The sequence below is a fragment of the Arthrobacter sp. StoSoilB19 genome (assembly GCF_019977275.1).
GTDB lineage: Bacteria > Actinomycetota > Actinomycetes > Actinomycetales > Micrococcaceae > Arthrobacter.
Genome location: NZ_AP024650.1, coordinates 1568589 through 1591332 on the forward strand (window position 1 = coordinate 1568589; position 22744 = coordinate 1591332).

A 22744-nucleotide genomic window follows, 5' to 3' on the forward strand; every position below is an offset into this window, starting at 1 on the left:
TGCAAAACGTGGCTGCAACAACGGGGTGACAACAACGAAAGGCAGCACGTGTCCGTCGAAAAGAACACCCGCAAGCTGGATGAGGGGATTGTCCGCGACTTCAGCTCGCGGATGAGCTACGCCTCCTACCTGCAGCTTCCCACGCTGCTCAGCGCGCAGCAGCCGGTCAGCCAGCCCGAGCACCACGATGAACTGCTGTTCATCATCCAGCACCAGACCACGGAGCTGTGGCTGAAGCTGGTCCTGCACGAGCTGCGCAGCGCGGCCGCGTGGCTCCGCGGGGACGACCTCGGTTCCGCGCTCAAGGGCATTGCCCGGGTCAAGCACATCCAGAAGACCCTTACCGAACAATGGTCTGTCCTGGCCACCCTGACACCCACCGAGTATTCGCAGTTCCGGGGCTTCCTGGGCAACTCGTCAGGGTTCCAGTCGGCCCAGTACCGGGCGGTGGAATTCGTCCTGGGGAACAAGAACAGCAAGATGCTGCCCGTCTTCGAATCCGATCCGCAAGCCCACGCCATGCTGGCCGAACTGCTTGCCGCCCCCAGCATCTACGACGAGTTCCTGGCCTACCTCGCGCGGCAGGGCTTCGATGTGCCGGGATCGGTCCTGGACCGGGATGTGACCCAGGCCCATGAGTTCACCCCGGAACTGGTCCCGCTTTTCAAGCACATCTATGAAAACGCGGCGGACAACTGGGCTGCCTACGAGGCGTGCGAGGAACTGGTGGACCTGGAGGACAACTTCCAGCTCTGGCGGTTCCGCCACCTGCGCACCGTGCAGCGGACCATCGGCATGAAGACCGGCACCGGAGGATCCAGCGGTGTGACCTTCCTGCAAAAGGCCCTTGAATTGACGTTCTTCCCGGAATTATTCGCTGTCAGGACGGAGATCGGACAATGAGCATCCATCAGGAAAACCACCTCGATGTGTCTGCCGAAGCGCTCCGCGGGCGCGCCGAAGAGCTGGACCGCCGGGACGCCCTGGCACACTACCGGGACCTTTTCATTGGCACGGACACACCGCTGTCCTACCTGGACGGCAACTCCCTGGGCCGGCCCCTGACGCGCACTGCCGACGACGTCGCCGCCTTCATCCGGGACGAGTGGGGCGGACGCCTCATCCGTGGCTGGGACGAACAGTGGCTCAGCATGCCGCAGGCCATCGGGGACCAGCTCGGACGCGCCGTCCTCGGAGCTGCTCCGGGGCAGACCATAATCGCCGATTCCACCACCGTGGTCCTCTACAAGCTGATCCGCGCGGCCCTGGCCGCCGTACAGGATCCAGACCGCAACGAGCTGGTGCTGGACACGGAAAACTTCCCCACGGACCGCTACCTGGTGGAGGGCATCGCCCTTGAGGAAGGCCTCACCCTGCGCTGGATCGAGCCCGACCCGGCCGCCGGGGTGACCCTTGACCAGGTGCGCCAGGCCACCGGGCCGAGGACCGCCGTCGTCCTCCTCAGCCAGATCGCCTACCGCTCAGGCCACCTCGCGGACCTGCCGGGGATCACCGCGGCAGTGCACGACGCCGGCGCGCTGGTGGTGTGGGACCTGTGCCATTCCGCGGGGTCGGTGGAGATCGACCTGGACGGTGCCGACGTGGACTTCGCAGCCGGCTGCACCTACAAGTACCTAAACGGGGGCCCGGGCTCGCCTGCTTTCGCCTACGTCAATGCCCGGCACCTGCCCTCGTTGAACCAGCCCATCTGGGGCTGGATGGGGCGGAAGGACGCCTTCGAGATGGCCGCCGGCTATGAACCCGCCGCCGGCATCCGGGGCTTCCTCAGCGGCACCCCCGCCATTTTCGGCATGATTGCCATGCGGGGAACCCTGGACCTCATCGAGGAAGCCACCATGGCTGCCATCCGGGAGAAGTCCCAGGCCCTGACCGCATTCGCCGTGGAGGTCTTCGATGCCTGGCTGGCCCCGCTGGGAGCCGAACTGGCGTCGCCGCGGAACCCGGGGGAACGGGGCGGGCATATCACGGTGGACCATCCCAACTTCACCAAGGCCACCGTGGAAGCGCTCTGGGAAGGGGATGTCATCCCTGACTTCCGCTCTCCCCATGGCGTCCGGGTGGGGTTGTCGCCGTTGAGCACCAGTTTTGCGGAAGTGCTCCAGGGCATGGCGGCGATCCGGGCCCGGCTGCAGGGCTGACGGCGCACTGTTTCGACAAGGTTAGGCCGCGCCCGGTAAACTGGACGATGGATCCGGCTGCAGTCCGTGGCGGCTGGTTCCTGTTGTGGTCGGCCTTCCCCGGTTATCCGGATCAGGACCAGCACGGCAGACCCGGCAGTGAATTACTGACCTGGGCCCTCACGGCACATCCCAAGGAGATATTGTGGCACTTGACGCCGCTGTAAAGCAGTCCATCATCAAGGAATACGCAACTGGCGAAGGTGACACCGGTTCACCCGAGGTCCAGGTTGCTGTCCTGACCCAGCGGATCAAGGATCTGACTGAGCACATGAAGGAGCACAAGCACGACTACCACACCCAGCGCGGTCTGCTGGCCATGGTTGGTCGTCGCAAGCGCATGCTGAGCTACCTCAAGAAGACTGACATCGCCCGCTACCGTTCGCTCATCGAGCGTCTCGGCCTGCGCCGCTAGTCACACTTTGGGGCGGCCCTTTCCCTCCGGAACGGGCCGCCTTCTTCAAATAAAAACTAAACAGGAGGATCAACCGCATCACGCATTCGCGGTCCTCGGTAGTGATCCCCGGGAACGGCTTCGTTGACTGAAGCCGGCGGCCCGTGGGTCTCGATCGATGACCGGGTGCAGGGCCAGTAGACAGATGCTGGCTGGGTTGATGCGGCTGGACTTCCGTAAATAGAAACGGAGGTGACTCTCTTGGAGGGTCCCGAAATCCAGTTCTCGGAAGCAGTCATTGACAATGGCCGTTTCGGCAAGCGCGTAATCCGCTTTGAAACCGGCCGCCTCGCCAAGCAGGCAGCCGGCGCAGCAATGGTGTACATCGACGATGACACCGCCCTGCTGTCCGCAACCACCGCCGGCAAGCACCCGCGTGAAGGCTTCGACTTCTTCCCGCTCACGGTCGACGTCGAAGAGCGCATGTACGCTGCCGGCCGTATCCCGGGCTCGTTCTTCCGCCGCGAAGGCCGCCCGTCCACCGAAGCCATCCTGGCCTGCCGCCTGATGGACCGCCCGCTGCGCCCCGCCTTCATCAAGGGCCTGCGCAACGAGGTCCAGATCGTGGTCACCGTCCTGGCCATCAACCCCGATGAGCTGTACGACGTCGTTGCCATCAACGCTTCCTCGATGTCCACCCAGCTGTCCGGCCTCCCGTTCTCCGGCCCCATCGGCGGCGTCCGTGTTGCCCTGGTCAACGACGAAAACGGATCGCAGTGGGTTGCCTTCCCCAAGCACTCGCAGCTGGAAAACTCCGTGTTCAACATGGTGGTTGCCGGCCGCGTTGCCGGTGACGACGTCGCCATCATGATGGTCGAGGCCGAAGCAACCGACAACTCCTGGAACCTCATCAAGGAACAGGGCGCCACCGCCCCCACCGAAGAGGTTGTGGCCGAGGGCCTGGAGGCTGCCAAGCCGTTCATCAAGGCACTCTGCGACGCCCAGGCCGACCTCGCCGCACGCGCTGCAAAGCCCACGGTCGAGTTCCCGGTCTTCCTGGACTACGAAGACGACGCTTACGCCGCCGTCGAATCCGCTGCCGCCGAAAAGCTCGCCGCTGTCTTCCAGATCGCCGACAAGCAGGAACGCGACAACGCCTCCGACGCGCTCAAGGACGAGGTCCTCGCCGGCCTGGCAGGCCAGTTCGAAGGCCGCGAAAAGGAGCTGTCCGCTGCTTTCCGCTCCGTCACCAAGCACGTTGTGCGCCAGCGCATCCTCAAGGACCAGATCCGCATTGACGGCCGCGGCCTGACGGACATCCGCCAGCTCACCGCAGAGGTCGAGGTTCTGCCCCGCGTTCACGGTTCGGCCATCTTCGAGCGCGGCGAGACCCAGATCATGGGTGTCACCACGCTGAACATGCTCAAGATGGAACAGCAGATCGACTCGCTGTCACCCGTCACCCGCAAGCGCTACATGCACAACTACAACTTCCCGCCGTACTCCACCGGTGAGACCGGCCGCGTGGGCTCGCCCAAGCGCCGCGAAATCGGCCACGGTGCCCTGGCAGAGCGCGCCATCGTGCCCGTGCTGCCGTCCCGCGAGGAATTCCCGTACGCCATCCGCCAGGTATCCGAGGCCCTCGGCTCCAACGGCTCCACGTCGATGGGTTCCGTCTGCGCCTCCACCCTGTCCCTGCTGAACGCCGGTGTGCCCCTGAAGGCCGCCGTCGCCGGCATCGCCATGGGCCTGGTGTCCGACCAGGTTGACGGCCAGACCCGCTACGCGGCACTGACCGACATCCTCGGCGCCGAAGACGCCTTCGGTGACATGGACTTCAAGGTTGCCGGTACCGCCGAGTTCGTCACGGCCATCCAGCTGGACACCAAACTCGACGGCATCCCCGCTTCCGTGCTCGCGGCAGCCCTGAAGCAGGCCCGAGAGGCGCGCCTGCACATCCTCGAGGTCATCAACTCGGCCATCGACACCCCGGACGAGCTCTCCGAGTTCGCACCGCGCGTCATCGCCGTCAAGATCCCCGTGGACAAGATCGGCGAGGTCATCGGCCCCAAGGGCAAGATGATCAACCAGATCCAGGAAGACACCGGCGCCGACATCTCCATCGAGGACGACGGCACGGTCTACATTGGCGCCACGAACGGTCCGTCTGCAGATGCAGCACGCTCCGCCATCAACGCCATCGCCAACCCGCAGGTCCCGGAGATCGGCGAGCGTTACCTGGGCACGGTGGTCAAGACCACCACCTTCGGTGCCTTCGTGTCGCTGACCCCGGGCAAGGACGGCCTGCTGCACATCTCCGAGCTGCGCAAGATCGCCGGCGGCAAGCGGGTGGACAACGTTGACGACGTTGTTTCCGTGGGCCAGAAGATCCAGGTGGAAATCACCAAGATCGATGACCGCGGAAAGCTGTCCCTGTCTCCGGTCGTGGCTGAAGAGGAAGGCGCCGACGACACCGAGCGCGTTCACGCCACGGAGCCTGCTGAAGGCGCTGAGGTCTAACAGCAGGGGCTTCCCGGCATAAGCATGAATCGGCGGGACCGGTGGATGATCCACCGGTCCCGCCGCTGTTACGATGGCAGCCAGATCCGGCTGCCCGTCCTGAAAGGCATCAATGACTGTTGTACCCCTGCCGCTTGAGCAGAACCACGCCGGCGACACCCTGGTCCACGGCTCCGACGGCGGGTCCGAGGTGCGGCGTTCAGTGCTGCCAGGGGGAGTGCGGGTACTGACCGAGGCGATGCCGGGACAGCGGTCTGCCACCATCGGCTTCTGGGTGGGCGTCGGATCCCGTGACGAGGCACCCGGCCAGCACGGGTCCACCCACTTCCTTGAACACCTGCTGTTCAAGGGCACCAAGCGCCGCACGGCCTTGGAGATTGCTTCCGCGTTTGACGAGGTGGGCGGCGAATCGAACGCGGCAACAGCCAAGGAAAGCACCTGCTACTTTGCGCGGGTGCTGGACTCGGACCTTCCCATGGCCATCGACGTCATCGCTGACATGATCACCGGCGCCGTGCTGGATCCTGACGAGATGGAGCAGGAACGGGACGTCATCCTGGAAGAAATTGCCATGGACAGTGATGACCCCACTGATGTGGCGCACGAGCACTTCGTCGCCGCGGTCCTCGGCAGCCATCCGCTGGGACGGCCCATCGGCGGCACTCCCGCCGCCATCAAGGCCGTAGCCCGCGATTCCGTGTGGGAGCACTACCGCAGGTACTACAAGCCGGAAGAGCTGGTCATTACCGCCGCCGGCGGCCTGGACCACGACGTCGTATGCGGACTCGTGGTGGATGCCCTCCAGACCGCGGGCTGGTCGCTTAAGCCGGACGCCGCGCCGGTGCAGCGGCGTTCCACCGAACGTGCCCTGATCACGGGAACGGCGGGCCTGCATGTGGTCAAGCGGGCCGTGGAGCAGGCGAACATCATCATGGGCTGCCCCACGATCGTTGCCACCGATGAACGCCGCTACGTCATGAGTGTCCTGAACGCGGTCCTGGGCGGCGGCATGTCCTCGCGGCTGTTCCAGGAAGTCCGTGAGAAGCGCGGGCTGGTTTACTCCACTTACTCCTTTGCCTCGTCCTACGCCGACGCCGGCTACTTTGGGATGTACGCGGGCTGCACGCCGTCCAAGGTCCGGCAGGTGCTGGACCTGCTGGCTGTGGAGCTCGACAAGCTCGCGGAACACGGGATTTCAGACGACGAACTGCGCAAGGCCGTGGGACAACTGGGCGGCGGAATCGTCCTGGCACTGGAGGACACCGGCTCCCGGATGTCCCGGCTGGGCCGCGCCGAACTGGTGTCCGGCGAGTACCAGGACATTGACGAAACACTGCGGCTGATCAAAGCCGTCACCACGGAACAGGTCCAGGAACTTGCCGCCGAACTCGCCGCCGCGCCCCGGACCGTCACCGTGGTTGGCCCGTTCGACGAGACCGAAACCTTCGGCCTGTAGCACCCCGCGCCGCGGAGATGCCGCGGAGACGCTGGCGGCCCGGCTCTGCAGAGTCCATCCTGAGTGGGGAGTGATCTTCGGCAGGGGAAGGCGGAACGGTGAACGGGCCAGGAGCGGAGCACGGACATCCGGCGTTAGCGAACCTGCTGGGTCACTGGCAGGGCTTTACACACGTGGCTGCCGGTCCCTGGGGGCCGGAACACCGCGTGAGCGCCCAGGTGTCCTACACGCAGGTTGCCGGGGGTCTCGGCGTGGTGCAGAGCTACCGGCACATTGAACCGGACGGCAGCCACTTCGAAGGCCACGGCATCTTCACGATCGATCCGGTCCACAACGACGTGCTGTGGTACTACGTTGACAGCACCGGCGTGCCGCCCGGCAACGCCGCCCGCTGCACCTGGCGCGACGGCGTCCTCCGTGTTGAACGCCGCAATGCCGGAGGCTGGACGCGCCACTCCATCGAGGTGGCGAACGGTGTCCTGACACACGTCACCGAATTGCGTTCGCCCGGGCGGGACGACGGCGGCGACGCCCCGGAGGCCGGTGTGGACGGCGAGGCTTTGTCCCACAGGCCATTCATGCGCTCGGAATTCCACCGCGCCTGAGGCATGGCTAGGACGCCGCCTCGATAATGCGCGTTTTCGGCGCACCGGCGAGGGCAGGGGCGTTGGCGGGCGAACGCCATACCTGTGTTCGAAGGTTCGTGAGCAGCTGCTCTGCCTGGGCCAGGTCCGCGAAGTCGAGTTCCACAACAATGTATTGCGGTTCGCCCACGGGCCGGCCTATCCGGTGCGCGAGAACCCCTGACGCGGACCGGCCCACCGGATCCCGGTCGAATGCCGCCTTCCACGTGCTGAAATCGGTGATGCTGTGTTCGATCTGCAGGGTGAACATCCCAGTCTCCTTACTCGTCCCGCCAGGTTGGAGGACGCTCCACGCTGCTAAAGCTAGACGGTCCGGGCTGCGGCGGGTATCCCAGAATTCTGGGTGGCAGCGCCTCCGGGTTGCCCGGGATGGCCGGAGCATACTTGGAACATGACCAAGGGCTGGGCTGGAAACCGGAGCCAGGAGCGCATCCGACTCCTGGCAGGCTCGGACCTGGATCACCAAGCTCTCCGGACAGCGATTCTGGCAGAAGTGGCCACCATGGTGCCTTTCGATGCATTCGTTTGGCCGCTGTGTGATCCCGTCACGACGGTAGGGATGGCGCCGAGGGCCAGGATTCCCTGCCCCCAGGAGTTGCCCACACTTATCCGCCTCAAGTACCTCTCCGGGGCCGGCCGCTGGACCGAGCTGATGCATTCGCCGGTGCCGGCGGCATCCCTCCTGAAGGCAACGCAGGGAGAGCCCTCCCGCAGCCCGGTGTGGAGTGGCGTGTTGCAACGCTATGGGGTCCGCGATGTACTGTCCGTCGTGTTTGCCGACAAGTATGGGTGCTGGGCCTGGCTCGATTTGTGGCGGACGGGCGATTCGGTCCCCTTCACGGATGAGGAAACTGCGTACCTGGGCGAGCCCGCAGCGGCAGTGACCGCCGGCCTGCGGAGGTCCGTGGCCAGGCAGTTTCGGACTCGACTGGAACCGGAACCTGGCCCGGACCCGGCCGCCGGGACAGGAGCCGGGCAGCCCGGATTGCCGGAGCAGGCTGTCCTCACCCTGGACGACGATCTGGCGATAGCTGGCCGAACGGCGTCCGTGGACGACTGGCTGCAGCTGCTTCAGCCTGGTCCGGTCCCTCACGATCATGTGCCTGCTGAGGTGTTGAACGTTGCTGCCCAGCTGGCGGCAAGGGAAGCACTGGTGGACACCCACGCCGCGGAATGCAGGGTGTACGTCGGGGCGGGCCGCTGGGCCTCCCTGCGGGCCAACCGCATGGAGTCGGGAGTGTCCGGACCCACTCCACCGGTGGCCGTGACGATTCAGGCCAGCACGCCTGCCGCGCGGCTTGACATGTTTGCCCGGGCGTTTGGCCTGACACCCCGGCAGGGGGAACTGCTGTGGCTCACTGCAACAGGGGCCGATACGGCAGCCATGGCGGATGCCCAGGGCGTGACACCGTACACGGTCCAGGACCAATTCAAGCAACTCTTCCAGGCTTGCGGAGTCCACAGCCGGGCGTCACTGCTGGCCATTGCCCTGGGAACGGGGGCCCGGGTCTAGCGGTGGGCCGTCGTCTCCTGGAGCCACGCGTTGACGCACATGCCCCTGGGGAAGTCCTACGACAAGAGCACGTCCCAATTCCCCGCCGGGTCTGGCGGCAGGAAGAACGGCATGGCGTAGAAATCGTCCCACAAAGGATCTGTTGGCGGGAGTTGATCCGGCTCAAGCAAGTTCCCGCCAGGCGGCTCCTCGCTTGGCACCTCCAGCCACTCCGGCATGTCAGCCAGTAACTGGCACCATTGCGGCAGCCCAAACGGCAGATCGCGCCGCAATTCAGGCGGTGGTGGTTCCCGTAGCCCCGCTTCGTCCGCTTTCCGGGGTGTGCCCAACCCTCCCGGTGGGTTCAAGACTGCCGCTGCGGATTGCCCGGACACGGTGCTGTTCCTCCGCAGAAGCCCTGGTGGCCAGTGGGTTGGTTCGGGGTCTTGGTGTTCGGGGTTGTAGTGGCGGCCGGTGGGTGAGGTCCAGCCGGGTGGTCCGTTGTTGGTGGCGGGGTCGGGGGTCCAGGCGCGGGCGTGTTTCAAGCGGTGATGTTTGGGGCATAGCTGGGCCAGGTTCCGGATGTCTGTTCTGCCGCCGTGTTCCCAGGCTGTGAGGTGGTCGGTGTGGTTGTCGGGGGTGTGGTTGCTGCAGCCGGGGAAGGTGCATTTCCGGTCCCGCATGCGGATCCATTGTTTGATGGTTTCGGGGAGCCGGTAGCGGGTGCGTCCGATCTCCAGTGGTGCCCCGTCGCGGGGGTCGACCAGGACCCGGTAGAACGACTCCGCCCCGTCCGCGACAAGCCTCCGTGCCATCGACGCCGGGATCGGGCCCAGGCCGTCCAGCACCGCCGGCTCATCGGTGAGGCCGAGCAGCGAGAAGACCGGGACGGTGACCAGGACATCGGCCCGCGGGGTGGGAACCTTGCCAACACCACCAGTGCTCCCTGTGCCGGAAACGCTGCCTGCGCCCGTTCCCGCAGCATCACCAGTAGCCCGTGCAGCCCCACCCACAGCAGCCTCGGCCGTGGCCGTGGTGGTTCCGGCGCCGAGGAGGAGTGATGCTGCGATGTCGGGGCGGAGTTGGGTGAGGGTGCGGGTTTCGGTGGGGCCTTGGAGTCCGCGGGCGGTGGCGGTGGTGCGGTTCCAGATGGCGCAGGCGGTGTCGCCGGGGAGGTAGAGCGAGAGCCAGGCCATGCCGTCGCGGTCGGGGGTGTATTCCATTCGCCGGTCCGCGACGCCTTTGGCGTGGCGTTTTTCGAGGGTTTCGGGGTGGTGGCGTTCCCGCCAGGCGCGGACCTTGGCGCGGAACCGGGCGGGGGCGAGTTCACCGGGCGCGGCGCCGCGGGCGGGGTTGGGGGCGTCGGGGTCGAAGAAGTGCGCCACCAAGGCAGCAGCCCCGTCGGGGGTGAGCCCTTCGGTTTCGTCGGCGACAATCCTGGCATGCTGCCACGACAGGTCACCGGCTGACAGGGCGCCCAGGAGCGGCGGCAGGGAACACACCCGGCGGGATTGTTCCACCAACCCGCCTGCGGCCGCGGAACTGATGCTCAGGACACCGGCGATCTCCTCCACCGTTGACATCTCCGAAAACATGCGCTCATCCACCGGGGCGTCAGGGGCAAGCAGTGCCTGCTGGAAACCGACGCACTCCACGGCATCACGAGCTTTGACCGCCGCGAGCTGAGCCTCGACCCGGGAGACTGCCTCCAGCCGTTGCAGCCGGAGCTCATACCGCCGCCGCAGCACATCGACATCAGCACCAACACCGGACCCGGCGGCAAGGAAATGATCCTCACGGGTAAGAGCATCGAGGGCAGCAACAGAGGCAGAAACACCCTCCAAAACCACCCCAACACCCGTGCCGATTCCCATGGAAACATCATCCAACAGGGGTCTGACATTCAAAGCCACGGCAGCTTTGGCAAGGCCAGGGCGGCTGCTGCCCATTCGCCTGGACGTGCGCGAATACTTACCCGCCGGCGAACGGAGGCAGTACGTCCACCACGTCGTCCGGACCAAGGACCGCCGCCTGGTCCCGTACGGCCACCTCATTGAGCAGGAAGCTGCTGCGGGAAAGAAGCCGGGAAAGGGGCGGGGTCCCGGCAGGGGGTTCAGGGCGGTCCACGGCCAGCACGGCCTCGAGCAGGTCCGCCACGGTGGCGCCCTGGGGAAGGTGGAACTTTTCTTCCTCGAAACCTGCCGCAGCGCGTGCGGCAGCAAAATAACGTACAAGCATCCCGGTCAGCCCCCGATAGCACTCATGCTGCGGTCCGGCTGGACGAAGTCCGGAGCATCCAGTCCCACGTGGTCCATGCCGTGGGCTTTCGGTTTGATCCACATGGCGTCCTGCCACCGCTGCGCCAGATCATCATCGGTGGCGCCCGCCCGCAGCAGGCCCAGCAGGTCGAACTCCTCGCGGGAGAACAGGCAGCTCATGATCTTGCCCTCGGCGGTGATCCTGGTGCGCCGGCAGTCGGAGCAAAACGGCTCGGTGACGGAGGCGATAATTCCCACGGTTCCCAGCACCGGTCCGTCCGCGTCCGCGGAACCTGCCGCCCGCCGTCGTACTTCAAACCGCTCCGCAGGAGCGCCGTCACGTGCCCGGGGATCCGGACTGAGGGCAAAGTCCCGGGACAACAGCCCGCGGATCTCGGCTGCCGTGATCATGTTGCGGCGCGTCCAGCCGTGATCCGCATCGAGCGGCATCTGTTCGATGAACCGCAGTTCGTACCCGCGCTCCAAGGCCCACGCGAGCAGCTGCGGCGACTCGAGGTCATTGATGCCGCGCATCAGGACGGCGTTCAGTTTCACAGGGCCCAGGCCGGCAGCCCAGGCGGCGTCCACACCCGCCAGGACCTGGTCCAGGAACGGACGCCGGGTCAGCTTGGTGAACGTTTCCTCATGCAGGGAATCCAGCGACACATTGATGCGCGTCAGGCCGGCGTCCTTGAGGGCCGCTGCCTTCTTCGCCAGGCCAACGCCGTTGGTGGTCATGGAGATCGGCAGGTCCGGGTGGTTGGCCCGCAGTGCCGAGATGATCTGGACCAGATCGTGCCGCACCAGCGGCTCACCGCCCGTGAGGCGCAGTTCGCGCACTCCCAGCTGCTCCACGCCTACCTTGACGATCCGCACGATCTCCTCGGCGGACATGACGGCCTGCTTTGCCAGCCATTCCAGGCCCTCCGCCGGCATGCAGTAGGTGCAGCGGAGGTTGCACTTGTCCGTCAGGGACAGCCTCATGTCGGTGGCGCGGCGGCCGTAGCGGTCCGCCAGCCCGGCCGGTGCATCCGCTGGCCGGCGCGCGGGAACACCTGGCAGCGCCGATGCTGCTTCCTCCCGCGGCTGCGGCATGCCTAGCTGGACAGTCATGAAATCAGGCTACGCCACGTTGAGCCGCCCATCACACCCGTGACCCCGCTGTGAGACGCGGGGCAGGAATCCCGGCGGCACCGGCGCCGGGGACCACCGGCAAACCTATGCTGGTGTTGTGAGGAGTTCCCAGCGCGGGCATGCGGCGTACGACGGCGGCGCCGGCCTTGGGGAGCGGGCGGACAGTCCCTTCCCACTACCGGCAGTCCCGCGCGCCGGAGGTGGTTGGGCCGCGGCTGCCGGGATAGCCGCGGCAGGCGGCGGTATTGCAGCAGGGGAGTTGGCTGCGGGGGTTCTCAGCCCCTCCCTTTCGCCGTTGACGGCCGTTGGCGGTGCCGTGATCGATGCCGTGCCTCCGGGCGTCAAGGACTGGGCGATCTCTGTCTTCGGCACGGCCGACAAGGCAGCGCTCCTGGTGGGAATGGCGTTGGTCATCGCCGCCCTGGCCGCACTGGCCGGAGCGCTCGAGCGCCGCCGCCGGTTCACTGGTGCTGCCGTGATCGGAATCTTTGGACTTGCCGGAGCGGCCGCCGTCCTGACGCGTTCCCAGATGACCCCCCTGTCCCTCGTGCCGCCGCTCCTGGCCGCGGTGGCCGCCGTCGTGCTGTTGCGGTTCCTGCTGCGCAGGCTGCAGGCATGGGATGCCGCGATTGCCGGCCAAGCAGCCTCCCACCAAGCAGCCTCCCACCGAGCAGTTGCAGATCATCCCGAGGACAGCCTTCCCGCTGCCCCCGGCGAGGCCACACCGGACTCCGCGGCCACCCCATCGCGCCGCAGCTTCTTCCAGGCCCTGGGCATCACCGCAGCCGCCGCTGCGGCAGGGGGAGTACTGGCGGGAATCTGGCGCGGGGCCACCATGGCTGTCAATGAGGCCAGGGCACGCATCACCCTGCCCGCAGCGGCATCGCCGGCAATACCTGTGCCCACTGCTGCGGAAGCCGGTGTTGCCGGAATGCCGCCGCTGGTGACCCCGAACCGGGATTTCTACCGGATCGACACCGCGCTGTCCGTCCCGGCGGTCAGCCCGGATACCTGGGTCCTCAAGGTAACCGGCATGGTGGCCCGGGAAGTCCTGCTCTCCTTCGCCGACCTAATGGCGAAGCCCCTCACCGAGCGGCACATCACCATTGCCTGCGTCTCCAACGGAGTGGGCGGCGACCTGATCGGCAACGCCCGCTGGCTCGGCTGGCCGGTCCGGGAACTGCTGGCCCTGGCCGTTCCCCAGCCGGGCGCAGACATGGTCCTCTCCCGCAGTGCCGACGGCTGGACCGCCGGGACGCCCCTGGATGTCCTCACCGACAACCGGGACGCCCTGCTTGCCGTGGGCATGAACGGTGAACCGCTCCCGCTGGAGCACGGCTTCCCGGTCCGGTTGGTGGTTCCCGGCCTCTACGGCTATGTCTCGGCCACCAAATGGGTCACCGAGCTCAAGGTCACCCGGTTCGCCGATGACGCCGGATATTGGACCCCGCGCGGCTGGTCCGCGCGCGGCCCAATCAAGACCTCGTCCCGCATTGACGTCCCCCGCAGCGGCCGCCCGGTTAACGCGGGAACAGTTGTCTTCGCCGGCGTTGCCTGGGCCCAGCACACCGGCATCCGGAACGTGGAACTGCGGATCAACCGGGGACCGTGGCGGGAAGCGGAACTGGCCACGGGAATCTCCGCCGACACCTGGTACCAGTGGAAGCTGGCCATGGACCTTGCCCCGGGGCAGTACGAGGTCCAGGTCCGGGCCACCAACCTGGCGGGCGAACCCCAGGACGAAACCGCGCGGCCGCCGGCACCGGACGGCGCCACGGGATTCCACACGGTTAGAGTTGACGTGAAATCCTGACGGCCCAAACCCTGACGGCCCAGACCAAAGGCGTATCCATGACCAGCCACACCCCGCACGCCCTGGCAGACCACACCCCGGAAGGCCACGTCCACCATGCAGCGGAGGGTTCCCGGTCGGTCGCGGGCCATGCCGCCGCAGTCGTGGAACTCCTGCGGCCGCTCCTGTCAATGGACCGGATGGAAACCCTCCCGCTTAGCCAGGCGCTGGGCCGGGCCCTGGTGGACGATGTGGCCGCGCCACTCAGCCTTCCTCCTTTCGCCAATTCCCAAATGGACGGATACGCCGTCCGTTCCGGCGACCTTCCCGACGGCGGCGGGGACCTCCGCATCATGCCCCCGGTTCCGGCCGGGTCAAGCCCGGAGCCACTCGAACCAGGAACCGCGGCACCCATCATGACCGGTGCCATGATCCCGGCGGGGGCCGACGCCGTCGTACCCATTGAAAAGGCGGTGCCCGATCACTTCCTGGACCCCGGAAACACAGCGGGGGACGGCAGCGGCGCCACCGTGCGGCTGCCCGGCACCGCGCCGGGAACGTTCGTGCGCTTCCCGGGCAGCGACATCGCGGCGGGGGAGCGGGCGCTGGCCTCCGGGACCTGCCTGGGGCCGGCCCAGTTGGGGCTTCTCGCTGCCTTGGGCCTCCCGGAGGTGGCGGTGTACAAGGCGGTGACCGTCCTGCTCGTCACCACGGGCGACGAAGTGGTGGAACCCGGCCTGCCGCTTCCTCCCGGCAAAATCTACGACTCCAACGGAACGCTCCTTGAGGCCGCCATGAAGCAGGCGGGACTCACAGTCCGCCGCACCGGCATTTCCACCGACACTCCGGCGGAGCTGCAGGCGCTGCTGCGGACCGAAAGCCCGGGGGCTGACCTGATCGTCACCACCGGCGGGGTCAGCAAGGGAGCCTACGAGGTAGTGCGGCAGGCAATGGCGGACCAGCCGGTCCGCTTCGTGCATGTGGCCATGCAGCCGGGCGGCCCCCAGGGACTGGGAACGTTCGACGGCGTGCCATTCCTTGGGTTTCCCGGCAATCCGGTCAGCTGCCTGGTGTCCTTCGAGATGTTCCTCCGTCCCGCTTTGTCAGCCTTGCTGGGGGCACCGGGCCGGAGGCTGCCGTTGCGCGCCCGCCTTGATCTTGGGGGCCCGGGCCGTCCGCTCACCTCTCCCGGGCACAAGCACCAGGTCCGCCGCGGCAGCCTGCAGCCGGACGGGACCGTGAAGCTGGAGGGCGGCGAGAGTTCGCACCTGATGCACGCACTCGCGGGGTCGAACGTCCTGGTTCATGTCCCTGTGGGTGTAACGGAACTCGCTGACGGCGACGAGGTGGAAGTATGGATGCTGTGAACGCAGAACATACCCCCGCACTGACGCACCTGCGCCAGGACGGCAGCGCCCAGATGGTTGATGTCTCCGCCAAGGCCGAGACCACGCGGGAGGCCACCGCCACCGCCACCGTCCGGACCACCCCCGAGGTGATGCAGCTCCTGGGCTCCGGCGGGCTCCCCAAGGGCGACGCCCTGGCCGTTGCCCGGGTGGCCGGCATCATGGCGGCCAAGAAGACGCCGGACCTGATTCCGCTGTGCCATCCGTTGCCCCTCTCGAAAGTCACCGTTGACTTCGACCTCGGCGCGGCCGCCGTCACCATCAGCTCCACCGTGAAGACCAGGGGCGTCACGGGAGTTGAAATGGAGGCCCTGACGGCTGCCTCCGTGGCAGCCCTCAGCGTTTACGACATGATCAAGGCCGTGGACAAGCATGCCGTCCTGACGGACATCAAGGTGCTGGCCAAGAGCGGCGGCAAGAGCGGAGACTGGGCACTGTGACCGACCCCAACATCCTGGACGTCTCCGAACCCCACCGCCACGGCGACGTGCAGGGGCGGAAGGCCGGCGTCGTCATCGCGTCCACCCGTGCCGCAGCGGGCATCTACGACGACGAAACCGGCCCCGTGATCACCGACTGGCTCACTGAACACGGCTTTGACGTCTTCCCGGCCATGGTGGTTCCCGACGGCGAGCCCGTGGGCGCTGCCATCCGGGCGCTCCTCACCCAGCGTCCCGCCGTCGTCATCACCAGCGGCGGAACCGGCCTCAGCCCGGACGACCGGACACCCGACGTCACCCTGCCCCTGCTGGACCGGGAAATCCCGGGCATCATGGAGGCGATAAGGCGTGCCGGCGCTGCCAAGACTCCGCTGGCGGCCCTGAGCAGGGGCTATGCGGGCGCTGCCGGGCAGACGTTCATTGTGAACCTGCCCGGGTCACCGAAGGGTGTCATGGATGGGCTGAGCGTCCTGGACCCGGTGATCGGACATCTTTGCGACCAGTTGGAAGGCGGACATGGGCACTGAAGCAGCATTCGAGGTAGTGCGGGCAGTCCTGAGCGCGGAGCCCATCTCCGTGGACCAGGCGATTGCCGCGGTGGAAAGCGACACTGCGGGTGCGGTGGTCAGCTTCAGCGGTGTAGTGCGCAACCACGACGGCGGCAAGGCCGTCGAGCGCCTCAGCTACAGTGCGCACCCCACGGCGCACCAGGTGATGGCCGACGTCGTCGCGCGCCTGGTTGCCGAGCAGGACGCCGAGGCCGGTGACGCGGCCGGGGAGACCCCCGCGGGAAAGGCAGCCCAACCCGTCAGGATCTGGGCCGCACACCGGATCGGGATGCTGGAGATCGGGGACCCGGCGCTGGTGTGCGCGGTATCCGCCGCGCACCGCGGACAGGCGTTTGCCGTCTGCTCCGAGCTGGTGGACCGGATCAAGGACCAGGTGCCCATCTGGAAGGAACAGTTCTTTTCGGACGGCACCGTGGAATGGGTCGGCGCCGGCAGCTGATACCGCGCCGGGGCACGCCGGGCCGCGCCTCCACGCTGCCCAGGCCGGCCGGCGTTGCTCCGCCAAATTGCGAGGTAACGCACGCCGTCCGGTTCCTGCCCCAACCTGTCCCGCCGGTAGGGTTAATCCCATGACCGAACAACACCCCGCCCCCAAACTGGTGGCCGTCCTTGGCGCCAGTGGACGCATGGGCGCCGAGGCCGTTAAGGCCATTGATGCCGCGCCCGACATGAAGCTCGTCGCAGCCCTGGGACGGGGTGACTCGCTGGAGCAGCTGACGGCCTCCGGTGCCCAGTACCTGGTGGACCTCACAGTCCCCGAAAGCACCGAAGCCAACGTCCGCTTCGCCGTCGAGCATGGGATCCACGCCGTGGTGGGCACCACCGGCTGGGACGCGGGACGCCTGTCCGCGCTGGATTCCCTTTTGGCGGAGCACCCGGAAACGGGCGTACTCATCGCGCCCAACTTTGCCTTGGGCTCTGTGCTGGCTTCGGCGTTCGCCGCGAAGGCGTCAAAGTACTTCGAGTCCGTGGAAATCATCGAGCTCCACCATCCGGACAAGGTGGACGCCCCTTCCGGCACCGCCGTCCGCACCGCAGAGCTCATCGCCGCTGAACGCAAGGCTGCCCAGGTGCCGCCCAGCCCGGATGCCACCACTTCAGAACGCGCGGGTGCACGCGGCTGCGACGTGGACGGCGTCCGCGTCCACAGCGTCCGGCTCCGTGGCCTCGTGGCCCACCAGGAAGTCCTGCTGGGCGGTCCCGGCGAGCAGCTGACCTTCCGCCACGATTCCTTCGACCGCGCGTCGTTCATGCCCGGCGTGCTTCTGGGCGTGCGCAACGTCGCTGCCCACCCCGGGCTGACCGTGGGCCTGGACGGTTACCTGGACCTGGGACTCTAGGCCGTGAACGGGTTCGCAGCCGGTTTCCTTAAGAACCGCACCAAGATCTGGGTGGGAGCGGTGACGCTGCTGCTGGTCTTCTACCTGGTGGTGTCCTTCCAGCGCTCGCTCCTGCTCCTTGCAGACAGCAACCTCACCGCCAAGGCCATCGGGGCCGCCTACCTGGTGCTGCCCATTGTTGGCGCGTGGGCCCTGATCCGCGAACTGATGTTTGGCGCCCGCACCGAGCAGATGGCCAAGGTCCTGGAAGCCGAAGGCGGGCTGCCGGTGGACGAGCTTCCCCGCACGCCCGGTGGCCGGATTGTCCGCGCCGCAGCCGACGCGGAGTTCGAAAAGTACCGGGCCGAAGCCGAGGCCGCTCCTGATGACTGGCGTTCCTGGTTCCGGCTCAGCTGTGCCTATGACGCCGCCGGGGACCGCAAACGCGCGCGGGCTTCCATGCGCGACGCTGTGAAGCTCTTCACCACGGCATCCTAGCCCCTGCTGCCGCAGGGGTTCAGGACAGGGCCTTGAAGCCGCCGCGCCCCACCAGGCTTGCAGTATGGCCCACCCATTCCAGGGGGCCGCGCCACGACATCCGCGCAAACACGATGCCCACGGCGATGGCAGCCGCGGCATGGGCAAAGTACATTCCGTCCTCGGTCCAGCCGGCGGGCAGCGGTTTGAGGTAGAAGCTGGAGACCACCCAGACATGGACGGTGTACAGCGTCAGCGTCATGGCGCCGGGTCCCCGCAGCGGCAGCAGCAGGTCCAGGTCCACCCATTCGGCCAGCCGCCCCAGAAGCAGGCAGGCACCGATGACGGCCGCCGCAACTGCCGAGGTATGCAGCAAATCGAGCGGCGTACCCGAATGCGGTGCGGCCGATGCCAGCCACCACCATGAACCTTCCTGGGGGAGTCCGGCCAGGTTCACCTGGAGTACGCTGCCCAGCGGGTAGCCCGGTGAGTTGAGGACCTTCTCCAGCGCTGCGCGGCCGCCCCAGTCCTCCATGGCCGCGACACCCAGGCTCTTGGCCGCCACGGCCACTACCGTTCCGCCCACCAGCAGCAGCGCGGGGACCAGCGCCTTGGTCAGCACCAGGCGGCCGATGGCCAGCCCCACCAGCAGGTAGGACAGCCACTGCAGCACCGGGTAGTAGCCCGTGAGGAACAGGTCCGCGAGCAGCCGGGACGGCGTTCCGAGGTCCCCCCATGCCGGGTTGTGGCCCAGCCTCAATGGCGGCTCCGGGGCAAGGAGCCAGGGCCGCAGCAGGTAGGCCAGCACCGGGGAGCCCAGGATCCAGCCGGCGGCCCACGCACACAGGCGCTTCACGCCCAGCCCCAGGAAGGGCAGGACGCACAGGAACAGCACGGCGTAGTGGACCAGGATGATGGCCACGTTCACGTCCAGGCCGCCGAGGGTCAGTCCGACGGCGGCAATCACCAGGGCGCGCAGCCCCACCCCGCGGCGGGCCGCGGAGAGTTCGGCGCCCTCCAACGGCCTGTTTTTTCCCGTGGACAGGGCAAGCCCGACGCCCGCCAGCACTGCGAAGAGGGCGGCGGCCCGTCCCGAGAACGTGAGGCCGATCCAGGTTGGTGTGAGGCTTGGGTTCGATTCGAACGTTGGCAGCAGGTGAGTGGCCATCATGCCCAGCAAAGCCAGGCCACGGGCCGCATCGATGCCCCTAAGACGCCCCGGTTGTTGACGGTCTGCGGTCTTCCGGGGCCGGGTGGCCGGGGTGCGGGACGTCATGACCAGATCGTCTCACATGCGTCCGTGGGCTGGCTGCCGCAGGGGGAGACGCGGAGGTGTGGGCTCTTGTATTCGAATATATGTTCGAATAGCATTGGGGCCATGGAGATGCCATCGTTGGGAGCCGCTTCCCCGCAGGGATTTAAGCCTGCTCCGCAGGGATTTGAGCCTGCCCCGCAGGAAAGCCGGGGTTCAGGAGTGCTGAAGGCGATGAGCCCGGGCGTGGTGGACTACCTGTTCCGCCAACTTGTCTCCGGGCGTCCGGCCGAGGACGTCCAGTGGGAACGGGAAGGCATCAGCCTGTCCGCCCAGCCGGAAGGAGCGGAGCTGGCCCGCCGACTCGCGGAAACAGACATCGACGCCCTGACGCCCACGGAGCTGTTCCACTACGTTCGGGCGGCGCAGCGGCTCGCCACTTGGGCTGAGGACCTCCGGCAGGCCGCCGTCGGCCGCTATTGCCACGCCGGAGCAGATACTCCGAAGTCCGGGCGTAGCCGTATTTGACGCTTGTCACGCCCGTGGCATTGTCCTAACCAGCCAGGGACAGGGTAACGTTTTTTCCATGGCTGACTCTTCCGCGCATATCCCTGCCCTCGGTACCCTCCTGACCGCCATGGTCACGCCGTTCACCAAGGACGGCGCAGTGGACTACGACCAGGCGGCAGCGCTGGCCAGCAAGCTTGTCGACGACGGCTGTGACGGCCTGGTGGTCACCGGCACCACCGGTGAAACCTCCACGCTGACTGACGAAGAGAACCTCGGCATGTTCCGCGCCGTGAAGGAGGCCGTCGGCGGCCGGGCGGCCATCATCGCCGGCACCGGCACCAACGACACCGCGCACTCGGTCCACCTTTCCCAGCAGGCTGCTGCCCTCGGCGTCGACGGCCTCCTCCTGGTGACTCCTTACTACAACAAGCCCAGCCAGGCTGGTGTCCGCGCCCACTTCGAGACCATCGCCTCGGCCGTGGACGTACCCGTCATGCTGTACGACATTCCCGGCCGGTCCTCCATCGCCATCGAGCCAGACACCATGATCCGGCTGGCGCAGCACCCCAACATCGTGGCCGTCAAAGACGCCAAGGCCGACTTCATGGCAGCCACCCGTGTCATGGCGGAAACGGACCTCCTGTTCTACTCGGGCGATGACGGACTGACCCTTCCCTGGATGGCGCTGGGCGCCGTCGGCCTGGTGGGCGTTACCACCCACGTCGCCACCCGCCGCTTCCGCGAACTCATCGACGCCATCAACGCCAACGACCTCGGCACCGCGCGCAAGATCAACTTCGAGCTGCAGCCGGTGGTACGCGCCACCATGACCCGGGTCCAGGGCGCCGTGGCGGCCAAACAGATTCTTAAATGGCAGGGAGTCCTGCCCAACTCGATCGTCCGTTTGCCCCTCGTGGAGCCGGACGAAACCGAGATCGAAACCATCCGCGGGGATTTGGCGGAAGCGGGGCTGGTCTTCTCCTGAGGCTAAGACCGGCACCCTTCCGCCTGGAAAGTAGTGCACTATGACCCAAACTGCCCTTACCGGCCTTGTCACCCCTCCGCGCCTGCCCCAGGGCACGCTCAGGATCGTTCCGCTTGGCGGACTCGGGGAGATCGGCCGGAATATGGCCGTGTTCGAAATCGACGGCAAGCTGCTGATCGTGGACTGCGGCGTCCTCTTTCCCGAGGAAACCCAGCCCGGCGTTGACCTGATCCTGCCGGATTTCTCCTACATCGAAGACCGGCTGGACGACGTCGTGGCCGTCATCCTCACGCACGGCCACGAGGACCACATCGGCGCCGTGCCGTACCTGCTGCGCCTGCGCAACGACATTCCCCTGGTGGGATCTCAGCTGACCCTCGCGCTGATCGAGGCGAAGCTGCAGGAGCACCGCATCCGGCCCTACACGCTGACAGTGGAAGAGGGCCAGGTGGAGAAGTTCGGGCCGTTCGAATGCGAGTTCGTGGCCGTGAACCACTCCATTCCGGATGCCCTGGCGGTGTTCATCCGCACCGCGGGCGGCACTGTCCTGCATACCGGCGACTTCAAGATGGACCAGCTGCCGCTGGACGGACGCATCACCGACCTCCGGCACTTCGCCAAACTGGGTGAAGAAGGCGTGGACCTCTTCATGTCCGACTCCACCAACGCAGACGTCCCCGGATTCACCACGGCCGAGAAGGAAATCGGCCCCACGCTGGAGCGGCTTTTCGGCCAGGCCACCAAGCGCATCATCGTGGCCTCCTTCTCCTCCCACGTCCACCGCGTGCAGCAGGTGCTGGATGCAGCGGCCAAGCACAACCGCAAGGTGGCCTTCGTGGGCCGCTCCATGGTCCGCAATATGGCCATCGCCGAAAAGCTGGGCTACCTTGACGTCCCCGCCGGACTGATCGTCGACATCAAGAACATCGACAACCTTCCGGACAACCGCGTGGTGCTCATGTCCACCGGCTCCCAGGGCGAGCCCATGGCGGCCCTGTCCCGGATGGCCAACGGCGACCACCGCGTGGTGGTGGGGGACGGCGACACCGTCATCCTGGCCTCCAGCCTCATCCCGGGCAACGAGAACGCGGTGTTCCGCATCATCAACGGCCTCCTGAAGCTCGGCGCCGACGTGATCCACAAGGGCAACGCCAAGGTCCACGTCTCCGGCCACGCCGCCGCCGGCGAGCTGCTCTACTGCTACAACATCCTTGAGCCGCTCAACGCCATGCCCGTGCACGGCGAAACCCGGCACCTGATCGCCAACGGCAAGATCGCCATCGAATCCGGCGTCCCGGATGCCAGCGTGATCCTTGCTGACAACGGCACGGTCATCGACCTCCGCGACCACCAGGCAGACATCGTCGGCCAGGTCGAGGTGGGCTTCGTCTACGTGGACGGCTCCAGCGTGGGCGAGATCACCGACGCCGACCTCAAGGACCGCCGCATCCTGGGCGATGAAGGCTTCATCTCCATCATCACCGTTGTCCACCGTGCCACCGGCAAGGTGGTGTCCGGGCCCGAGATCCACGCCCGCGGCGTTGCCGAGGACGATTCGGTCTTCGACGACATCATCCCCAAGATCAACGCAGCCCTGGAGGAAGCGGTCCAGAACCACGCCGACCACACCAGCCACCAGCTCCAGCAGGTGGTACGCCGCGTCGTGGGAACCTGGGTCAACCGCAAGCTGCGCCGCAAGCCCATGATCATTCCCGTGGTGCTCGAGGCCTGACACCAGGCTGGCGTCGCGCTGGTGCACACCCGGAAGGGCCCGGTTCTTCATGGACCGGGCCCTTCGGCGCATCCGGACGGTCCCCGGGCGCGTCCGGGCAGGTCCGCACCTGGCGCCCGGCGGGTGGCCCGGCGGCCCCGATATCCCCGGAATCACAGCATGGTTC

At 66.9% G+C, this 22744-nt stretch carries 22 protein-coding genes; 17 read left to right on the forward strand and 5 right to left on the reverse strand.

Going from position 1 to position 22744, the window contains the following annotated elements; all coding sequences use genetic code 11:
• Positions 1–48 precede the first annotated feature (48 nt).
• The 6 genes from kynA (at position 49) to LDO86_RS07265 (ending at position 7173) form a co-directional block, all read left to right on the forward strand.
• Positions 49–903, forward strand: coding sequence for a tryptophan 2,3-dioxygenase (kynA, locus tag LDO86_RS07240; protein WP_018771970.1), 855 nt, complete (start codon positions 49–51; stop codon positions 901–903).
• A complete protein-coding gene (locus LDO86_RS07245; RefSeq protein ID WP_018771971.1) occupies positions 900–2159 on the forward strand; it encodes an aminotransferase class V-fold PLP-dependent enzyme in 1260 nt (419 codons plus the stop codon). Before kynA ends, LDO86_RS07245 begins: the two co-directional genes overlap by 4 nt.
• 184 nt (positions 2160–2343) lie before the next feature.
• Positions 2344–2613 (forward strand): 30S ribosomal protein S15, encoded by a 270-nt coding sequence (gene rpsO / locus LDO86_RS07250; protein ID WP_013600532.1) that lies wholly within the window; start codon positions 2344–2346, stop codon positions 2611–2613.
• A 240-nt stretch (positions 2614–2853) separates the two neighbouring features.
• Entirely contained in the window at positions 2854–5112 is a 2259-nt protein-coding gene (locus LDO86_RS07255; RefSeq protein ID WP_018771972.1) for a polyribonucleotide nucleotidyltransferase, read from the forward strand.
• Between the two features lie 112 nt (positions 5113–5224).
• On the forward strand, positions 5225–6568 hold the full coding sequence (locus tag LDO86_RS07260) for a pitrilysin family protein (protein ID WP_018772253.1): 1344 nt from the start codon (positions 5225–5227) through the stop codon (positions 6566–6568).
• Between the two features lie 98 nt (positions 6569–6666).
• Positions 6667–7173, forward strand: coding sequence for a DUF1579 family protein (locus LDO86_RS07265; RefSeq protein WP_043425765.1), 507 nt, complete (start codon positions 6667–6669; stop codon positions 7171–7173).
• A gap of 7 nt (positions 7174–7180) precedes the next feature.
• Here the strand turns inward: LDO86_RS07265 and LDO86_RS07270 are convergent, their stop codons facing one another.
• Entirely contained in the window at positions 7181–7462 is a 282-nt protein-coding gene (locus LDO86_RS07270) for a hypothetical protein (RefSeq protein WP_018772255.1), read from the reverse strand.
• Positions 7463–7603: 141 nt separating this feature from the next.
• On the opposite strand from LDO86_RS07270, the gene LDO86_RS07275 reads away from it, so the two are divergent.
• A complete protein-coding gene (locus tag LDO86_RS07275) occupies positions 7604–8725 on the forward strand; it encodes a hypothetical protein (RefSeq protein ID WP_018772256.1) in 1122 nt (373 codons plus the stop codon).
• Between the two features lie 56 nt (positions 8726–8781).
• On the opposite strand, the gene LDO86_RS07280 is transcribed toward LDO86_RS07275, so the two are convergent.
• The 3 genes from LDO86_RS07280 to moaA form a co-directional block, all read right to left on the reverse strand.
• Positions 8782–10578: an HNH endonuclease signature motif containing protein gene (locus tag LDO86_RS07280; RefSeq protein WP_224084413.1), complete on the reverse strand. Its 1797-nt coding sequence runs from the start codon at positions 10576–10578 to the stop codon at positions 8782–8784.
• Positions 10579–10675: 97 nt separating this feature from the next.
• Positions 10676–10942, reverse strand: coding sequence for a MoaD/ThiS family protein (locus LDO86_RS07285; RefSeq protein ID WP_056390936.1), 267 nt, complete (start codon positions 10940–10942; stop codon positions 10676–10678).
• Between the two features lie 5 nt (positions 10943–10947).
• Positions 10948–12075, reverse strand: a complete 1128-nt coding sequence (gene moaA / locus LDO86_RS07290; protein WP_026266125.1) for a GTP 3',8-cyclase MoaA — start codon at positions 12073–12075, stop codon at positions 10948–10950.
• A 265-nt stretch (positions 12076–12340) separates the two neighbouring features.
• Here moaA and LDO86_RS07295 point away from each other — a divergent pair, with 265 nt between their 5' ends.
• The 7 genes from LDO86_RS07295 (at position 12341) to LDO86_RS07325 (ending at position 18120) form a co-directional block, all read left to right on the forward strand.
• Positions 12341–13909 carry a molybdopterin-dependent oxidoreductase gene (locus LDO86_RS07295; protein ID WP_155845652.1) on the forward strand — a complete coding sequence of 523 codons (1569 nt, stop codon included), beginning with the start codon at positions 12341–12343 and terminating at the stop codon, positions 13907–13909.
• A 38-nt stretch (positions 13910–13947) separates the two neighbouring features.
• Positions 13948–15255, forward strand: a complete 1308-nt coding sequence (glp, locus tag LDO86_RS07300; protein ID WP_018771610.1) for a gephyrin-like molybdotransferase Glp — start codon at positions 13948–13950, stop codon at positions 15253–15255.
• Entirely contained in the window at positions 15243–15734 is a 492-nt protein-coding gene (gene moaC, locus LDO86_RS07305; RefSeq protein WP_026266123.1) for a cyclic pyranopterin monophosphate synthase MoaC, read from the forward strand. The genes glp and moaC overlap by 13 nt, the downstream gene beginning before the upstream one ends.
• Positions 15731–16261: a MogA/MoaB family molybdenum cofactor biosynthesis protein gene (locus tag LDO86_RS07310; RefSeq protein ID WP_018771608.1), complete on the forward strand. Its 531-nt coding sequence runs from the start codon at positions 15731–15733 to the stop codon at positions 16259–16261. Before moaC ends, LDO86_RS07310 begins: the two co-directional genes overlap by 4 nt.
• On the forward strand, positions 16251–16742 hold the full coding sequence (locus LDO86_RS07315) for a molybdenum cofactor biosynthesis protein MoaE (protein ID WP_018771607.1): 492 nt from the start codon (positions 16251–16253) through the stop codon (positions 16740–16742). Before LDO86_RS07310 ends, LDO86_RS07315 begins: the two co-directional genes overlap by 11 nt.
• Positions 16743–16872: 130 nt before the next feature.
• A complete protein-coding gene (dapB, locus tag LDO86_RS07320; RefSeq protein ID WP_018771606.1) occupies positions 16873–17643 on the forward strand; it encodes a 4-hydroxy-tetrahydrodipicolinate reductase in 771 nt (256 codons plus the stop codon).
• Positions 17644–17646: 3 nt separating this feature from the next.
• Positions 17647–18120, forward strand: a complete 474-nt coding sequence (locus tag LDO86_RS07325) for a hypothetical protein (RefSeq protein ID WP_018771605.1) — start codon at positions 17647–17649, stop codon at positions 18118–18120.
• Positions 18121–18139: 19 nt separating this feature from the next.
• On the opposite strand, the gene LDO86_RS07330 is transcribed toward LDO86_RS07325, so the two are convergent.
• A complete protein-coding gene (locus LDO86_RS07330) occupies positions 18140–19375 on the reverse strand; it encodes a heparan-alpha-glucosaminide N-acetyltransferase domain-containing protein (protein ID WP_026266122.1) in 1236 nt (411 codons plus the stop codon).
• Between the two features lie 102 nt (positions 19376–19477).
• Here LDO86_RS07330 and LDO86_RS07335 point away from each other — a divergent pair, with 102 nt between their 5' ends.
• Genes LDO86_RS07335 through LDO86_RS07345 form a run of 3 tightly spaced genes read left to right on the forward strand, consistent with a single transcriptional unit; the run spans position 19478 to position 22578 of the window.
• Positions 19478–19879 (forward strand): hypothetical protein, encoded by a 402-nt coding sequence (locus LDO86_RS07335; protein ID WP_223994651.1) that lies wholly within the window; start codon positions 19478–19480, stop codon positions 19877–19879.
• A gap of 58 nt (positions 19880–19937) precedes the next feature.
• Positions 19938–20846 (forward strand): 4-hydroxy-tetrahydrodipicolinate synthase, encoded by a 909-nt coding sequence (gene dapA, locus LDO86_RS07340; protein ID WP_018771602.1) that lies wholly within the window; start codon positions 19938–19940, stop codon positions 20844–20846.
• A gap of 40 nt (positions 20847–20886) precedes the next feature.
• Entirely contained in the window at positions 20887–22578 is a 1692-nt protein-coding gene (locus LDO86_RS07345) for a ribonuclease J (protein WP_018771601.1), read from the forward strand.
• The last annotated feature ends 166 nt before the right edge of the window (positions 22579–22744 follow it).

What these genes read in the sequence shown, in the direction of transcription:
- LDO86_RS07245 (WP_018771971.1), top strand. Translation starts at nt 900, where the DNA reads ATGAGCATCCATCAGGAAAACCACCTCGATGTGTCTGCCGAAGCGCTC.
- LDO86_RS07260 (WP_018772253.1), top strand. Translation starts at nt 5,225, where the DNA reads ATGACTGTTGTACCCCTGCCGCTTGAGCAGAACCACGCCGGCGACACC.
- LDO86_RS07270 (WP_018772255.1), bottom strand. Translation starts at nt 7,462, where the DNA reads ATGTTCACCCTGCAGATCGAACACAGCATCACCGATTTCAGCACGTGG.
- LDO86_RS07275 (WP_018772256.1), top strand. Translation starts at nt 7,604, where the DNA reads ATGACCAAGGGCTGGGCTGGAAACCGGAGCCAGGAGCGCATCCGACTC.
- LDO86_RS07280 (WP_224084413.1), bottom strand. Translation starts at nt 10,578, where the DNA reads ATGGGAATCGGCACGGGTGTTGGGGTGGTTTTGGAGGGTGTTTCTGCC.
- LDO86_RS07285 (WP_056390936.1), bottom strand. Translation starts at nt 10,942, where the DNA reads ATGCTTGTACGTTATTTTGCTGCCGCACGCGCTGCGGCAGGTTTCGAG.
- moaA (WP_026266125.1), bottom strand. Translation starts at nt 12,075, where the DNA reads ATGACTGTCCAGCTAGGCATGCCGCAGCCGCGGGAGGAAGCAGCATCG.
- glp (WP_018771610.1), top strand. Translation starts at nt 13,948, where the DNA reads ATGACCAGCCACACCCCGCACGCCCTGGCAGACCACACCCCGGAAGGC.
- moaC (WP_026266123.1), top strand. Translation starts at nt 15,243, where the DNA reads ATGGATGCTGTGAACGCAGAACATACCCCCGCACTGACGCACCTGCGC.
- LDO86_RS07315 (WP_018771607.1), top strand. Translation starts at nt 16,251, where the DNA reads ATGGGCACTGAAGCAGCATTCGAGGTAGTGCGGGCAGTCCTGAGCGCG.
- dapB (WP_018771606.1), top strand. Translation starts at nt 16,873, where the DNA reads ATGACCGAACAACACCCCGCCCCCAAACTGGTGGCCGTCCTTGGCGCC.
- LDO86_RS07330 (WP_026266122.1), bottom strand. Translation starts at nt 19,375, where the DNA reads ATGACGTCCCGCACCCCGGCCACCCGGCCCCGGAAGACCGCAGACCGT.
- LDO86_RS07335 (WP_223994651.1), top strand. Translation starts at nt 19,478, where the DNA reads ATGGAGATGCCATCGTTGGGAGCCGCTTCCCCGCAGGGATTTAAGCCT.
- dapA (WP_018771602.1), top strand. Translation starts at nt 19,938, where the DNA reads ATGGCTGACTCTTCCGCGCATATCCCTGCCCTCGGTACCCTCCTGACC.
- LDO86_RS07345 (WP_018771601.1), top strand. Translation starts at nt 20,887, where the DNA reads ATGACCCAAACTGCCCTTACCGGCCTTGTCACCCCTCCGCGCCTGCCC.